The following is a 15,881-nucleotide window of genomic DNA, read 5'->3' on the forward strand; positions in this document are numbered from 1 at the left end:
TTGGTAAATAAGATTCTCCTGAGCATCATGCTCAGGAGAATCTCGATAAGGGCTTTATTGCTTCACTTCATTCTCGTATTCCTTCTGCATGATTTCCGCTGCCTGCTGCGGCGTATATTTGCCGATCATCATCTCTTGCATCGTCGTATTCATGGACTCCGTCAAACCCGGAGACAAGCGCGTATCGTAGATTGGCGCATATTTCGTCGTTTCGAGCAATTTGATCAACTGTTTGCTCATCGGCGATAAATTGAGGCTTTCAATGTTTTCTACTTTGCTGGAAGGGATATCTCCGTACTCGAGAACCAATTTCGCCGCCGAAGAATCCGTTAAGCTTTGAATCAATTTTTGAATATCGTCCAGTTTGGCTGGATCTACATTCGCATTGACTGCATAAGCCCAACCGCCGCCACCGGATACGCTGTTTTGGTCGCCTTTGGCTCCTTCGAATGCCGGGAATACCGCAAGGCCTGTTTTCTCCACGATGTCTTTCGGCGCGTTCGTTTCCACGGCAGTCGCTGCCCAGGAACCTTCGATGAACATCGCTGCTTTGCCGTTGAAATAAACCGATCTTTGTTGTTTGTTATCGATACTGTTCATATCCTTGTTGAACGCCCCGATCTTAACAAGGTTGTCCAACGCGCCCAGTGCTTGTACGAATTCAGGGTCAGTAAACTTAGCGCCTTCATGGGCAGCTAGGCTGTTGAACCATTCCGTACCGGTAAACCGGTCACCCAATGTGCTCAGATAAGAGGAATTCGCGACCCATTTCCCTTTGTTGCCAAGCGCAATCGGTGTAATATCCTGTTTCACCAATTCTTTAATCATAGTCTCAAACTCGGTCCATGTTGTGGGGAATTCCGGGAATCCCGCTTTGGCGATCAATTCTTTGTTGTAATAAATCACATGCGTCGGTCCGCCCGACATCTGAACTCCGTATGTCTTGCCGTCAATGGTATAAGGCTCGAGAATTCCCTCGGAGAAACCGTTCTTCCAATCGGAGTTTTTATCCAATTGGTCGTTTAGCGGATGAAGTAATCCGTTTTCAACGAAAGTTGCGACCATGGAAGGTTTCACGAGAAACAAGTCCGGCAATTCGTTTGCCGCGGCCAATGTTTTGATTTTCGTTTCGTAGTTGTCATGGGACTGGATCTCTTCGTCGAAATTGACGTCCGGATGCGCCTGCTTGAAGTTCTCTATCAAATCTGCTTGATGGCTAGGTTGCGCGGAGTTTTTGTCATACATATGCATGAACGTGATTTTCGGCTTTACTCCTTCTTTACCTGCTGTTTCTTTCTTGGACCCGCAGGCCGTAGCTGTAAGCACCAAACTCGATGTCAGCAGCGTCGCTGTCATAACTCTTAAACCTTTCTTCAAAACACAACTCCCCTTTACGTGTATACTTGCTTCTGTTGATGATAAGGTGAGTATATAAAAGTTAAGGGGGTAAAGAAGTGGACATATCTATGAAAACATCTGTTTATCTATCCGGTTGACCTATGAAGTCTGATTTCGGTACTCTTTCGGAGTTAGCCCCGTCGCCTTCTTGAAAATATGCGTGAAGTACTTGTAATCGTTGTAACCCACTCGGTCCGCCACTTCATATATTTTCGCACTGACGTCTTTCAATAGGATCTTTGCCTTTTCCACGCGATACTTGTTTAACCACTCCGTAAAATGCTGTCCCGTTTCTTCCTTGAATACTCGACTGAAGTAATTCGGAGTTACGAAAACCTGTGCAGAAATATCTTCTACCCTGATTTCTTCCGAGTAGTGTTCGTGTATATACTTAATGGCGGCGGCAACGATATTCTTATACCGCACGTTCTTATACGTGTCGATCGAATCGATAAATACGGCAAATACACCGCCTAACCATCGCCGGATGTCGTCTGTCGTTTCGTATTTTTCAATCTCGGTGTAGGGATTCAATAGCGATTGCTTGTTAAGGTCGATCCCCATCTGTTCCAAATGGGCGATCGCCAAAATGACCCATTTTAAGCTAATGCTTTTAATGTTTTCATACGAAACGTACGATTGCGCAAATTGTCGAAACCGATTATCGAGCAACTGGTCGACTTTCGCTTTATCCATAGTACTAAGGTACTCGAGCAATTCCTTCTCGTCCTCCGAAGGCGACAGGATGGCATGTTGGGCCGATCCCCCTTGCAATTCGGACTCCACTTCCCGGTAAGCAATGATCTGCCCTTTCCCGCGATACACTTTACATTGCATGGCGTATACGGCCTGCCGGTAGCTCTCGTGAACATCCGCCAAATCGCTCACATATTGACCAAGCCCAATCGTTACGGACAGCTTCATATAACGGGCTATGCAGCGCTGCGCTTCTTGACAGCATTCTAAGATTCGGTGTTTATTATGCATATTGGCGTTCAATAACACATTGATGTTATCGAAATCGCTTTGGCATGCCGTGCACTGAAACACGGATGAGAAAACTTCCTCCACGATGTTGTTAATGGAGTAGTGGATCAATTCCTTCTCTCGATCCGGCGCATGCTCTGTATTTAAGCGGAAATCGTCGACATCGACGACCACGACGGCATATTCGGGGCCTTCTAAAGAAATACGCAGTTGATTAGCCTTATCCAACAGCGCGTCATTGATTCTCGTCTCGCCTTTTAGCAACCGGTTCAGCCACTTCCGCTGAATATAAGGGAAACTCTCGCGCATCAGCAGTTGGTCGTTTAGTTCCTTTTCGTTTTGAAGTTTTTCCTGGGCGATTTCGCCCCCGATTCTTGTGACAAGCGCCGTCAGCTCCTCCGCGCCTACCGGTTTCATTAAATACTCGGTTACGCCGATTTTCAGTGCGGTTCTCGCATAATTGAAATCGTCATATCCGCTTAAAATAATGATTTTGATGTGGGGAAAATGCTGTTTCAATTGTTGCGCAAGTTCTAATCCGTCTATGTACGGCATGCGAATATCCGTAAGGACGATATCCGGCTTTAATTGCTGCACCAGTTCCAAAGCTTGTTTGCCGTTTCTCGCTTCGCCGACAATTTCCACATTCAAAGCCAACCAATCGATCGAAGTCCGAATTCCTTTGCGAATGACGACCTCGTCATCTACGACCATCAGCTTGATCATTTTTCATCTCTCCCTCGACCCAAGGTTGCACCACTTTAACGACAGTCCCTTCCGGACGGTTCATAAATTCGATACCATACTGTGCTCCGAAATACAGTTGAATGCGATCATTAATATTTTTGATGGCAAAGCCTTTATTGTTCTCGCCGTTGTGCTCCAGAAGGTGCTGGATGTCCTCCAGATTCACGCCATCTCCCGAATCGAATATGTAGAACACAAGATCATCGTGTTCACGTTTGATTTCCACCCGGATCGTGCCGGAATCTCCCTTCTTCTCGACCCCATGAACGATCGCGTTCTCCACGAACGGCTGCAGCACTAATTTCACCGTATGGGCATCAAGCGCTTCTTCCTCCACTGAAATTTGAAAATCGATCATATCTTCATACCGTTTTTGTTGAATAACGACATAATGGCGTAGATGCTCCACTTCATCGCGAACGGTCGTGATTTCTCGCCCGCTATTCAAGCTAAGCCGGAACAGTTTGGATAGAGACTGCACAAGCTCCGCCGTTTCGTACGCTTTTTCCATACGGCTCATCCAGTAGATGGTGTCCAGCGTGTTATACAGGAAGTGCGGATTGATCTGCGCTTGGAAGGCTTTAAGCTCGGCTTCCTTCTTGTTGATCTGCTCCGTATAAACCTCAGAGATCAATTCCTGCAAGCGCACGAGCATTTTATTAAAGCTAACCCCCAACTGGGTAATCTCGTCATTCCCGGTTACGGTAATGTGAGCTTTGAAATTTTCTCCTTCCACTTGGCTCATTAAGCTGCTTAGCTTGCGGATCGGCAAAATAATTTGCCTGGAGAATAGATAGGCGATCCCTGCGCATAGGACAAACGTAATCAGGATCGTCACGATAATGATACGGGGGATAATTTGGTTTTCCTTCAACAATTCATGCGCCGGCACGATATGGAGGACATGCCACTTTAGCGGATCGATCTTATCGTAAGCCACCATATACGGCGTGCGATGGATCTTCAGCTCCAAGTACCCCTGAACACCTTCCATCGCCAGCGGACCTCCGATAATGTCCGATATCCTCTGGCTCTCGTGCTTCGCGTTCGTTGATGCCACGATGTCATTGTTCTCGTTCACGAGGTAAAACCCGTCGATATCCCCGCTAAGACGGCTTTCCAACAATCTGCGTACGGCATCCAAATCCATATTCATCTGCAGCACGCCTAGCGCATTGGAGATATTGTTGATATCTTTGATCTCCCTTTCATAGGAGATGACCTTCTTGACCGTTCCATCGCCCAATAGGACTTCATTGAGAGACCACACGGCTTTCCCTTTGCTATTCAAGATTTCGGCGATTCTATCCGGCTGGATCGGACGCACCGATCCGCGCGCTTGCAATCGATTGCCATTTAATCCTTCGAGTTGTATGGAGTGCACGAATGTTTTCATGTTCGGCAAATTCGTAAGCAACTTCTCTGTGATCGACTTCTGCTCGTCATAGCGGGCCGGATCGGTATCCGTCCTCATTTTTAGAAATTGTCTAACTTCCTCGGATTGCATCATAAACAGAAAAGTATCGTTAAAATAGTCAAACATAAATTCGAGATTCTGCCCGATCTGCGTAACCGTATTCAAATCGGATTCGCTGACCTTCTGACGAATGATTTCCGAAGATTTGACGTAAGACAGAATGCCGACCACCGCTAGCGGAATAAGCACTAGGATCAACGTAATCGTCAGAATCTTATGCTGTAGACTAATAAATCGGTTCCCAACTTTGCGTAGCACGATTGCGTTCACCTCTATTCGGATTTAGCAAATGAAAATATAGCACACCTCTTCGACGCGCATCAATGCCGGCATGTCCACCAGATGGACGGTGGTAGTCGTTAACGCTTGTTTCCTATAGATTATTGGACAATTCCGTAGTATTTTGTACTTCGCTATCCTTTGAGGCATGGTAATGTTGCTAGATAAGCATCGTGCCGAAAGGGGACAATCCGCATTGAATCGCATTGTCGTTTTATATGATCCAACTTTTCCATATCAGGGGGATGCAATCAATGAAGCCTCCTTAAATAAACTCAAACAAGAAACCAACCTCGTTAACGTCGACGCCCTTGACGAAGCCCTTGCTGCGCTGGAGGGCGGATGTTTCGTTAATTTGCACGCACCTTATTTTCCTAAGAATAGCTGGAATACCATCCTCCGTTATTTGGAGCGCGGCGGCTCATTGCTTAATGCCGGGGGAGCTCCCTTCCGGATTCCCGTATATCGGGAGAATGGACGTTGGAAGCGAGAGCATGAACAAACCTCTTATCACCAGCATTTGCATATTCATGAAGCGATGTCTGTTCAGCCTGATCCATTTGATCATTTTACGGCATCGACCGATCTTCCTGTCTGCTCGCCTTACATCGGCGGGTTAACCATCGAACCGACCTTCAGTTTCGTGCTGCATGTGACCAAGGAAACGTCCTTACCGCATGAAATGGGCTCTTTAGGCCCGATGAACGCACATATCCACCCTCTTGTAACCGCCATCTCTAAAGATGGCCGCGAAGTGGGGGCTCCAGTTGTGTTGATTGAGAACATGAGGGGACTGTATGCCGGAGCTCGGTGGATGTTCGTGAATCAGCCGCTTCGGGAATCGTTCTGGAACGCGGGTGGCGGGCAAGCGATCTTGGATTGGGCGGAATATTGCTCCCGTGGCGTGACGGAGATCTGGTTAAAACCCGGTTATGCGAGTTATGACCCGGGCGATCGGGCGAAGTTTAAAATCCAATGGCAGGCGTTGGGACGAAATCCTCTATCGGGTAAGGATTACGCCAATAAGGAATGGACCTTAAAGCTGACTTTCGGGAAGGATCAAAACGGGGAACCGCTTGCCGAGTGGACTCAAACGAATGTTTTGGCAAGTTCATCCGAGCAACAGTCGATACCGATTAACGTGCCGTTGCCGTTAGATGCGGGGCAATATACGATGCGCGCGGATCTGGTATCCAGCACCGGCGAATGCAAGACGATACGACAAGGGGTTTGGTGCTGGGATGAGCACATGCTTCAGGAGGGCGAACCGTTAACTTGCGATCGAGACTATTTCTTTAAGAACGGCCGCCCTTTCCCTCTCGTCGGAATGACCTATATGACCAGCGACGTTGCGCGCAACTTCATCTTCCTTCCGAATGTTGCCGTGTGGGATCGAGATATGGCAGCCATGAAAAGAGCCGGAATCAACTACATCCGTACCGGAATATGGACGGGTTATCGGCAAGTCATGCTAATTGATGGTCATCCGTCCGAAGAAGTGCTGCGGGCGATCGACGCGTTCGTAATGACGGCGAAGAAACACGAGTTAGAGCTGACCTTCTGCTTCTTTTCGTTCGCTCCCGAGCTATGGGAAGGCTTAAATCCTTATTTGGATCCGCGCAGTATAGAGGCTCAGAAACGTTTTATCGCTTCGATCGTATCGCGTCATACGCACACGTCGAATGTCCATTGGGATTTAATCAACGAACCGTCTCTGTTTGATCCAGCGCGAGTTTTCTCCAAAGGTCCGCGCAGTTCCCATGATCCTTACGAAAAAGCGGCATATATCGAATGGCTGAAGATCCATCACGGATCAATCCGCGAGCTCCAAGAACGCTGGGGGATGACAACCGTCAATCTTCCAAGCTTCGATTCCGTGTCGCCGCCGGAACCGGACGAGATAAATTCGGACATCCAGGATATGCGCTCCGGCAAAAAGGGGACGCGTTGGCTCGATTATTCGCTATTTTCGATGGACATGCTGAACCGTTGGGCGAACGAGATGAATCAAACGATCCGTTCTATCGCGCCGAATCAACTCATAACGATTGGACAGGACGAAGGGTTAAATGCCCAGCGCCCCTCCCCGTTCTTCTATGAAAAAACAATGGACTACACGACAAACCACTCCTGGTGGTTGATGGACCAGCTCGCGTGGGACGGCATATTCGCCAAAACGCCGTTTAAACCGAATGTGATCCAAGAGACGGGCATTATGTATGTGGAGACGCCGGACGGAATGGCCAAGCGGAGCGAAGAAGAATTGCGCAATATCCTTGAACGTAAATATGCTTATGCTTTCTCCACCGGGGGCGCGGGAGCGGTTCAATGGCTGTGGAACACCAATTACTTCATGGACAACGTAAATGAATCGAATATCGGGGCCTTGCGCGCGGATGGAACCGAAAAACCCGAGGCGAACGTTTCTTATGATTTCGGTCGATTCATGGGGGAAATTCGCGATTTGTTCGTTGGGCGGGAGCTGGAAGACGTCGTGATGATATTTCCTTACTCGAATGATCTATCCAACCGTCGCTTCGCTGTCGAAGCAACGGGCCGCGCGACGCGAGTGCTCGCTTATGATATGAATGTGCATTTCCGCGCTTTAGGCGAATACCATTTGGAAGCTCTCGATGAGCAGCCTGCCAAATTGATCATCGTGCCAAGTCCGCACAATTTCAGCGACGAAGCGATGAACCAACTGATTGATCATGTCGCTAAGCACGAAACAACGCTACTATTCACCGGACCGATTAGTCTAGATGAATATTGGCATAAGGCCGAACGGTTTAGCGATGCGTTGGGTGAACGAGTGCTCACTAACGTACTCCGCGAAGAGATGTTTGTGTTAGACGGAAACAACATACCTCTCTCTTATGGGGCGCGTAAAATCGCCGAACTGGCGAAAGAAGTTGTCGTTGAAACTGATGGAAAACCAGCGAAACCGATATCTTCATTAGAAGAAGTGAAGCTCGGCAAAGGACGTCTTCTCTGGTGCGGATTGCCTGTCGAAGTCAATGATCGTGTGGATTCAATCGCCGCATTGTACCGTCACGCGATCTTGCAAGCCGGCGTAACACCAGAGCTGATCTGGGAACAATGCGGTGATTGTCCTGGCGTATATGGCCGTAAATTGAGCTTTAAGAATGGCGATTTGTTTATCTTTATTTCCGAATTCGGAGCAGACGTGGATATTCGCATTACAAATCCGACTACAAACCTCGCTTATTCGTTCACGTTAGAAAGCGAACGTACTGTTATGTTTGCTACAGATCGCGACGGCAAGCTACAAGCCGTATATCGCCCAAGCGAAGTAAACATTACGATGCATTCCTAGTAGCGGGTTGCAACAAGATCGACTAACTGATGAGGCCCTATTAGCTAAATACCAAGCTAATAGGGCCCGTGTTCATTATTTTTTTATAACCGGTATCCAAATCTCGCTTTTGAAATTTGGAGAAGATACATCCTTGCTTTCGTTCCATAACATCTCCGGACCCATTGCTAACTCATAACTTGCGGAAGGAAACCATTCAGAGTAGATGCGCCCCCACACATTTTGTAATGTATCGGGAAATGGTCCAACCGCTTCGAATACAGCCCATGTTGCTGCTGGTACCTCCAATGTCACCAAATGTGCAGGACACTCCTTGGTCGTAGCCACTCCAATATAATGGTCAAGCTCCCCCTTTTCCTCCATTCGTGCTTCGGAAAAGTTCGTCGACGCTTGAATCAGCCCAAGTGGTTCAACGTTCGAGAGCATTTTAAGTTGGCTGATGTCTTCGCTGGTTAAGTTTTTCCACATGGATGCAATTTCCGAATTTACGCCATGAAATTGGATAGGGACTCTTTTCATCATGCCCACGATACGGAATGGCCTCTTCTCTACAATACGATAATTCATTGCGCTTCCTCCCTGAATGGTTAATTGGAAGGTCATTCGCGGATAGGCTTTTATAGATGGAGCACGAGATCTTACTGAAGAGGGCGGAAAACCGTGCAAGCCTTGAAAAGCTCTGGAAAAGGCGTCTGCAGAGCTATAACCGTATTTCACCGCCACATCCACAATTCTTAAATCACCGGTTTGAAGCTCGAAAGCCGCAAGTGTTAGGCGTCGCCTGCGGATGTATTCCGATAAAGTGATGCCTGAGAGGTATGAAAACATTCTTGAAAAATGATATTCGGAACAACAAGCTAGTCTCGCTGCTTCTTTAAGATCTATGTCATCAGCGATATTCTCTTCGATATAGTGCAAGGCTCTGTTCAGATTTGCAAGCCAATCCATTCAAATAACCTCCCTTCAGGTACAGAATAACAGGATACGGAAGTATCCATCCGACATCTCTTGCACAGTTTTGTAGGTTACTTAAAAAAACTTGCCGTTACTTATAGTATAGTTCCCCACGCTAAAGCCTTCTCATGAATTCTAAACTTAAGAGAATCAGCCTCCATTGCCATTTGTTTGTATATAACAATTACAAGCGGCATATTTTGTTTACATTCCTCGAACGCTAGCATAATATGATAGTATTTAGTAATAGGAACAGATTCCCAGATCGGCCATATCATCGTGCACGGCTTGCATGGCCGGACAATCCTATAACGGAGTGAAAGGGGCTGCAAGACGTGGCTGCGAATAATTACATAAAAATGCTGGGGCTAACGGCCGCTGTGGCTGTCGTCGATATCCTTACGCTCTCTCCCGCCTTCGCCGGCGTGATGATAGGCAGAGGCGCGTTGGAGACCGCGCTGGGCGTTACGCTGCTGGTCGCCAGCGCGATCGCGCTCATATACGGAAGCTACAACTGGCTGTATAAGGCGAAAATCGTATTGACCCCGGCCCCGATCGAGACGCGTGAAGACTTCTTGTCCGCGCTGGCGCCTTACAGCCGAATCCGGGCGCTTGCAGAGGACGTCTCGCTGACGCTGGAGCAGATAGAGCGCATGGACAAGAAGAAGGCGACCCTGCTCAAGGTGCTGCAACAGCGGTTCGACCCCGTAGAGATGAGCTTCGCCAAGTTTGCGTCCGTCGCGGACGAGGTGGAGAATCTGTTCTACTTGAATATCAAGAGCGTGCTCAATAGGCTGATCGTGTTCGACGAATCCGAGTACGAACGAGTGATGACTCGCAAGTCGGCGCGGTACTCGCCCAAGCTACTGCAGGAGAAGACCGCATTTTACACCGAATACATGGCTTATATCAAGAACGCGATCGGCACGAACGAAGAGATGCTGCTGAAGCTCGACAAGCTGCTGCTGGAGATTTCCCGATTGGACAGCATCGAGCCGGACGACATCGAGCGGATGCCCGCCATTCTAGAGATCGATTCGTTAATCAAGCAAACCAAATACTATAAACAATAAGGGGTGCGATACATTGAGCAGCGGCAAGAGATTTCTGTTGGTTACCGGCGTTATTCTAGTCATTGTGTTCGTCATCGTCTACTTGGGCGTTAATCTGTCCACGAACTGGGGCAAGTCCGACAAGCAGATGGCGTCGGAGGATGCGGTTAAGCGGCTGAGCAAGCTGTATGGCAATATCGATGTGAAGACGGAGGCGCCTGTCAAAGGACAGATCAATCTCGATCCGGTCGATGTAGCCGCCTCTTTGCCCGATATCTCCAAGTTCCCGATCACGGCGGATAGCACGACAACCGATTATGCCGAGATTTTTGCCTCGACGGAGAAGTCGGGGACAGGCGATGACGGCTGGCTGACCGATGTCGTGAAGGATTTCAACAAGGCCAAAATCACCATAAACGGAAAGCCTGTCTCAGTCAAGCTGCGCAATATTGCTTCGGGCACGGCTGCGGATTATATCCGGTCGGGCAAGTACGTGCCTGACGCCTTCACGCCCTCCAACGAGCTGTGGGGAGAGATGGTAAAAGCATCCGGCGTCAAGACGCAGCTCATAACGAAGCGGCTCGTCGGCAACGTTCCCGGTATCGTCATCTCGAAGGCGAAGCACGACTCGTTCGTACAGAAATACGGCGAGGTGACCGTCAAGTCGGTGATCGACGCGATCGCGGCGGGAGAGTTCTCCATGGGCTACACGGACCCTTTCGCCAGCTCGACCGGCCTGAACTTCCTCGTGACGACGCTGCAGACGTTCGACAGCGCGAACCTGCTCAGCGACAAGGCCGTTCAGGGGTTCGAGAACTTCCAGGCCAACGTGCCGTTCATTGCATCCACGACGCTGCAGATGCGGGAAGCGGCCAAGTCGGGCGCGCTCGACGGCTTCGTGCTGGAGTATCAAACCTATGTCAACACGGCGGAGCTAAAGGGAGCCTACGTATTCACCCCATTCGGCGCGCGGCATGACAGCCCGCTCTATGTGCTTGGCAACGTCTCCGTAACCAAGCTCGAGATCATCAAAAAATTCTCCGAATTCACGGCCCAGGCCAAATACCAGGAGACCGCCAAGGATAAGGGCTTCAACGGACTTGAAGATTATCAGCCCAAGCTTGACAAGGTCGAAGGCAGCGTCCTGATCGCGGCCCAGAAGGTATGGAAGGAAAAGAAAAACGGCAGCAAGCCAATCGCAGCGGTATTCGTTGCGGACGTCTCGGGCAGCATGGACGGCGAACCTCTGAACCGTCTCAAGGAATCGCTGATCAAGGGGCAGAAGTATTTAGGCCGGGATAACAGCATCGGCCTCGTGTCTTACTCAAGCAATGTTACGGTCAACCTGCCGATCGGCAAGTACGATACGAACCAGCAGTCGATGTTCGTCGGCGCGGTGGACAGCTTGCATGCCGGAGGCAACACCGCGACCTTCGACGGCGTCGTCGTGGCACTCAAGCTGCTGCAAGACTACGCGGCGGCCAACCCGAACGTAAAGCCGCTAATCTTCGTCCTCAGCGACGGAGAGACCAACGTCGGCCTCAAGCTCAAAGAGATTCGGAATCTCATCGAGTATTACAAGGTTCCGATCTACACGGTCGGCTACAACGCAGATATCGCGGCGCTTCAGGATATCTCAAGCATCAACGAAGCGGCCAGCATCAACGCGGATACGGACGATGTCGTCTACAAGCTCGGCAATTTGTTCAACGTTCAAATGTAAGTCATAGAACCTTGGGAGGGTGAGCGCGAGATGTCATTTACGATGGAAGTACCGAGCCAGGAAGAGATCAAAGTTGCGATTGAGGAGGAGGTCAAACCGGTACCCGAGGAGGTCGCCAAGCTTCGGCAGATGGCGGATGCCAATGTCCAGGCGATTATGTCGCTCGATATCGAGTCGCTCGACAAGCGCAAGGACATCCTCCAGTCGATCGACACGTTCGGCATGGGCACGATGCGTTCCTCTTCGGAGAAAAATCAGCTGTTGCAAATTACCGTAGGCAATTTGTCCAAGACGGGCGACGAAGGCGGTCAGGTCGCCAAGGGATTGGCGGAGCTGAACATTCAGCTTAAGGATCTCGACCCGAGCGCGGTCGACTTCGCCAAGCGCGGGCTGCTCGGCAAGCTGTTCAATCCGTTGCGGGCGTACTTCGCGAGATACGAGAAGGCCGATAACGTCATCTCCGACATTATCGTCTCGCTGGACAAAGGCAAGACGACGCTCAAGAACGACAATACGACGCTCGAGATCGAGCAGCAGGCGCTGCGCGACCTGACGAAGAAGCTGCAGAAGGAAATTGAGCTCGGCACGCTCATGGACGCTTCGATCGAGCAGCAGGTGGAAGCGGCGAAGGTGCGGAGCGAAGATCCCGACAAGATCCGTTTTATTACGGAGGAGGTCATGTTCCCGCTTCGCCAGCGGCTGATGGATTTGCAGCAGATGCAAGTCGTCAATCAACAGGGCATTATGGCGATCGAGGTTGTCGTCCGCAATAACAAGGAGCTGATTCGGGGGGTCGACCGCGCCAAGAACGTGACCGTATCGGCGCTCAAGATCGCCGTCATCGTCGCGAGCGCGCTCTATAATCAGAAGATCGTGCTCAAGAAGATCGAGCTGCTCAACCAGACGACGAACGAGCTGATCGCCGGGACGTCCCGGATGCTCAAGGATCAGGGCGCAGCGATTCACAGGCAATCGCTGGAGGCCAATATCTCGGTCGATACGATGAAGCAGGCGTTCACCGACGTGCTGTCGGCGCTTGATTCGATCAGCGCCTACAAGCAGGAGGCGCTCCCTAAGATGCGCGAGACGATCAATCAGTTCCGCGAGCTGGCTGATACCGGCGAAAAGCAGATCCAGCGTCTCGAGAGGGGCAACAAGCTGGGGCTGTAGAAGCCAGATTTTGCGAAGTAAGCAAACAGACAAAGCCTCTATTCCGTCAATCGGAATAAAGGCTTATCTTTTTTTCACGCTTTACTTAATATTGTCCTTTAATCACGAAGAACGAGCCCCGGATCGTTCCGGCCAGTTTAGACTTCTGCCTAGCAAACTTAAACTTCTTCTCTTCTAACTCCTTCGGGATTTCCATCCCCTCGGAAAGCTTGAAACCAACAGCCCGCTTCTTAGGATCGTCAACCGTATACATGACATTGATCGAAAGCCCATCCTCATAGAAGACATAGGTAAATTGGATGTTTTCCACCTGAAAACGCGACGTTTCTAAAGGCTTGGCCGCAAACACAATATCACGTTCTTCTTTCAAAATTCGGTTCGCATAGTCAAGGGTCTCCTGGCTTTCGCTAGCTGGTACGACCGTGAATTCAAGTTTGTATTTGGTCATAAAGTAACGGGCTTCATTCGCACGCAAACCGGCAAGCGCTTCTGCTACTGGCGAAGACTCTAAACCAATCGTAGATACATTTTTGAAATCAACGACATAAGACATGTCTATCCCTCTTTCCACAAATGATAAGATTCAAGAGTTTGTTATATCGACTAGTATTAGCAAAGTTGCGGAGTCAAAACCCTTCATTTTCCTTACACTTGCACGACTACCAAAGAAGCTGCAATTAAAGTAATAATTAAAGCCGGTACCGCTTGCCCAAAAGGATGCTTAACTCTGAAATGGGAAAGGAATGCCACCAACATCGTGAACCCAATCCAGATGCCCGCCCATACGGCTACTTCCCGATCCCAATAACCGATGACAAGCCCGGCTGCCCCGACGAGTTGAACAAGCCCGGTAACCATTCGAAACCATTGCGGCAGTCTAAGCGACTCAAACATTTCGACAAAATTCTTCGACCCCGCCAGCTTGCTTGCGCCGCCAAAAGCCATGGAGACGAGCAGAAAACTTTGTAAAACCACAAAAATGATATACATTAGTTTCTCCCTCCCATTGGGACTAGGCTACTATTTGTTCAAGCTTGCCGCACCAATTGCTCCAACCATACTTCGCTCCGTTGAGTGCTGGTTCATTCGAGATTCCGGTTTGTTCGAGATGAAGGTTAACCTTCCCGTTCCCTAAGTCCTGCAACGTCCAAGTGATCGTGTGCTTCTCGCCTCCGCTAGCCCATGTATAGGACACCCGGTTGGGTGCATCCACGATCAGCACTTCACCTTCAATAATGCCATCCCAATATTCGTTCGGCTGGGTGCGGAACTGGAAACAGTGTCCGACGACAGGTTGAAAATTGTTCTCCATTGGCTGACCAGTGTGAATGTTGGCAACCCACTTGGCAAGCTTGCTCGAATCGGTCAATGCGGTCCAAAGCTTCTCGATTGTTGTTGCGTACTCAAAATCCAGGGTTAATGTCAAACTCATTCGTCTTCCTCCTCCAATAATTGATTTAAGCGTAATAAATTTGAACTCCAGAACTTGTTGTAGAAAGCCACCCAATCTTGAATTTCTCTGAGTGGAGCGGCGTTTAGCCTAAATAGCGTTTCTCTGCCGGCTTTTCTGTCAAGGACCAGCCCGGCCTCTCTAAGTATGGTCAAATGCTTGGATACGGCTGTACGTCCCATCTGAAACTGTGCCGTTAATTCATGCAGCGGTATCTCTTTCGCTTCTGCTAACAGACGAATCAGTCGTCGCCTGGTTGGATCCGCAATCGCGTCGAACACATCCCGCAACCGGTTGTTCTCGCTCACAACACCCTCTCCTAAGCAGTTTGTTAGCTTTTCAATTAGACACCATTTGGTGACACTTTGATTATAGGACACCATTTGGTGTCGTGTCAACATCATTTTTTAAAATCGCGATTGGCTATAAAAACACCAATAAGGATGAGTGTCGCGCCGAGGTAACCGGTCAATCCTATGCTTTCCTTCAAGAAGATAAATGCAAATATGGCGGAAAAAATCGGTTCAAGGGAAAATAGAAACCCTACGCTTTCTGGTGTCGTGTATTTTTGTGCGACGGATTGCATCACGAAGCCATAGGCGCTACATATTAAGGCTAAGCCGAGTATTGCTCCCCAGTGTATTGGGGTAGATGGCAAGACAGGCTCTTCGAAAACAAAGGTGCATACGGTTGCCAAAAATGCAGCAAATCCAAGCTGTAAAATCCCCAATTGCAGTGCATCCACTTCTCGCACGAAGCGGTTCGAAACAATGATATGAATGGCGTAAAGCAATGCAGCAATCAGGCAATAAATGGCGCCAACGTCAATGGCAAACTGATCGCGAACAGTCAATAACAACAGCCCAAAGGATACGATCATAACGCCGAAAACGATTTTAGGTGCCGGAAACTTACGATTGAGGATCGCCTGTAGGATAGGGACCATGATTACAGTCGTGCTAGTTAGAAATCCCGCCGAGGTCGCGGAAGTATGCTCTACGCCATAGATCAACAAAACAAAAATTCCGAATAGTAAAGCACCGGCGATCGAGGAATATAGAAGCGCTTTAGCGCTAATCTTGACCATCTTGTTCATAAAGATGATTCCTGTAATCACAAATGCAATTCCACACCGTAAAGCCACCATGGTCGACGGAGGTATTCCATCAACCCCCAGCTTCATAAACAAATAGGATAGCCCCCATACCAAAGATACAGTGGCTAAGATTAAATTCGCTTGCTTTTGTGTCATCAGATTCACTAATCTCCCTGCTCGCATGTCTTGAATAACATCCTACACAGGCCTA

At 49.1% G+C, this 15,881-nt stretch carries 13 protein-coding genes; 4 read left to right on the forward strand and 9 right to left on the reverse strand.

Annotated elements, in window-relative coordinates:
• Positions 1-54 precede the first annotated feature (54 nt).
• From FPZ45_RS12890 to FPZ45_RS12900, 3 genes are all read right to left on the reverse strand, one after another.
• Complete coding sequence (locus FPZ45_RS12890) at positions 55-1,377, reverse strand: extracellular solute-binding protein (RefSeq protein ID WP_144702148.1); 1,323 nt, start codon at positions 1,375-1,377, stop codon at positions 55-57.
• A 120-nt stretch (positions 1,378-1,497) separates the two neighbouring features.
• The gene (locus FPZ45_RS12895) at positions 1,498-3,111 is read right to left on the reverse strand and encodes a response regulator transcription factor (RefSeq protein WP_144702151.1); all 1,614 of its coding nucleotides are present in this window, start codon (positions 3,109-3,111) and stop codon (positions 1,498-1,500) included.
• Positions 3,086-4,867 carry a cache domain-containing sensor histidine kinase gene (locus tag FPZ45_RS12900; RefSeq protein ID WP_144702154.1) on the reverse strand — a complete coding sequence of 594 codons (1,782 nt, stop codon included), beginning with the start codon at positions 4,865-4,867 and terminating at the stop codon, positions 3,086-3,088. Before FPZ45_RS12900 ends, FPZ45_RS12895 begins: the two co-directional genes overlap by 26 nt.
• A 217-nt stretch (positions 4,868-5,084) precedes the next feature.
• Between FPZ45_RS12900 and FPZ45_RS12905 the strand changes: the two genes are divergently transcribed.
• Positions 5,085-8,225: a beta-galactosidase gene (locus FPZ45_RS12905; protein ID WP_246120434.1), complete on the forward strand. Its 3,141-nt coding sequence runs from the start codon at positions 5,085-5,087 to the stop codon at positions 8,223-8,225.
• Between the two features lie 75 nt (positions 8,226-8,300).
• Here FPZ45_RS12905 and FPZ45_RS12910 read toward each other — a convergent pair whose 3' ends face one another.
• A complete protein-coding gene (locus FPZ45_RS12910; RefSeq protein ID WP_144702160.1) occupies positions 8,301-9,173 on the reverse strand; it encodes an AraC family transcriptional regulator in 873 nt (290 codons plus the stop codon).
• 341 nt (positions 9,174-9,514) lie between these two features.
• Here FPZ45_RS12910 and FPZ45_RS12915 point away from each other — a divergent pair, with 341 nt between their 5' ends.
• Genes FPZ45_RS12915 through FPZ45_RS12925 form a run of 3 tightly spaced genes read left to right on the forward strand, consistent with a single transcriptional unit; the run spans position 9,515 to position 13,124 of the window.
• Positions 9,515-10,252 carry a hypothetical protein gene (locus FPZ45_RS12915; protein WP_246120435.1) on the forward strand — a complete coding sequence of 246 codons (738 nt, stop codon included), beginning with the start codon at positions 9,515-9,517 and terminating at the stop codon, positions 10,250-10,252.
• Between the two features lie 13 nt (positions 10,253-10,265).
• A complete protein-coding gene (locus FPZ45_RS12920; protein ID WP_144702163.1) occupies positions 10,266-11,954 on the forward strand; it encodes a vWA domain-containing protein in 1,689 nt (562 codons plus the stop codon).
• Between the two features lie 30 nt (positions 11,955-11,984).
• Positions 11,985-13,124, forward strand: coding sequence for a toxic anion resistance protein (locus tag FPZ45_RS12925; protein ID WP_144702166.1), 1,140 nt, complete (start codon positions 11,985-11,987; stop codon positions 13,122-13,124).
• A gap of 85 nt (positions 13,125-13,209) precedes the next feature.
• Here the strand turns inward: FPZ45_RS12925 and FPZ45_RS12930 are convergent, their stop codons facing one another.
• The 5 genes from FPZ45_RS12930 to FPZ45_RS12950 all read right to left on the reverse strand — a co-directional run bounded on the left by FPZ45_RS12930 (position 13,210) and on the right by FPZ45_RS12950 (position 15,826).
• Positions 13,210-13,677 carry a phage tail protein gene (locus tag FPZ45_RS12930; protein WP_144702169.1) on the reverse strand — a complete coding sequence of 156 codons (468 nt, stop codon included), beginning with the start codon at positions 13,675-13,677 and terminating at the stop codon, positions 13,210-13,212.
• Positions 13,678-13,769: 92 nt separating this feature from the next.
• Complete coding sequence (locus FPZ45_RS12935) at positions 13,770-14,114, reverse strand: DoxX family protein (RefSeq protein WP_144702172.1); 345 nt, start codon at positions 14,112-14,114, stop codon at positions 13,770-13,772.
• Between the two features lie 22 nt (positions 14,115-14,136).
• Positions 14,137-14,556, reverse strand: a complete 420-nt coding sequence (locus tag FPZ45_RS12940) for an SRPBCC family protein (protein ID WP_144702175.1) — start codon at positions 14,554-14,556, stop codon at positions 14,137-14,139.
• A complete protein-coding gene (locus tag FPZ45_RS12945; protein WP_144702178.1) occupies positions 14,553-14,882 on the reverse strand; it encodes an ArsR/SmtB family transcription factor in 330 nt (109 codons plus the stop codon). The genes FPZ45_RS12940 and FPZ45_RS12945 overlap by 4 nt, the downstream gene beginning before the upstream one ends.
• Positions 14,883-14,974: 92 nt before the next feature.
• Positions 14,975-15,826, reverse strand: coding sequence for a DMT family transporter (locus tag FPZ45_RS12950; RefSeq protein ID WP_144702181.1), 852 nt, complete (start codon positions 15,824-15,826; stop codon positions 14,975-14,977).
• Between the last annotated feature and the right edge of the window lie 55 nt (positions 15,827-15,881).

Origin of the sequence: Cohnella terricola (assembly GCF_007786475.1) — a bacterium.
In the GTDB taxonomy this organism is placed as follows: domain Bacteria; phylum Bacillota; class Bacilli; order Paenibacillales; family Paenibacillaceae; genus Cohnella; species Cohnella terricola.

Bases quoted from the DNA above. Each gene is read 5' to 3' on its own strand.
- FPZ45_RS12895 (WP_144702151.1), bottom strand. From the start codon at position 3,111: ATGATCAAGCTGATGGTCGTAGATGACGAGGTCGTCATTCGCAAAGGA.
- FPZ45_RS12910 (WP_144702160.1), bottom strand. From the start codon at position 9,173: ATGGATTGGCTTGCAAATCTGAACAGAGCCTTGCACTATATCGAAGAG.
- FPZ45_RS12925 (WP_144702166.1), top strand. From the start codon at position 11,985: ATGTCATTTACGATGGAAGTACCGAGCCAGGAAGAGATCAAAGTTGCG.
- FPZ45_RS12930 (WP_144702169.1), bottom strand. From the start codon at position 13,677: ATGTCTTATGTCGTTGATTTCAAAAATGTATCTACGATTGGTTTAGAG.
- FPZ45_RS12935 (WP_144702172.1), bottom strand. From the start codon at position 14,114: ATGTATATCATTTTTGTGGTTTTACAAAGTTTTCTGCTCGTCTCCATG.
- FPZ45_RS12940 (WP_144702175.1), bottom strand. From the start codon at position 14,556: ATGAGTTTGACATTAACCCTGGATTTTGAGTACGCAACAACAATCGAG.
- FPZ45_RS12950 (WP_144702181.1), bottom strand. From the start codon at position 15,826: ATGACACAAAAGCAAGCGAATTTAATCTTAGCCACTGTATCTTTGGTA.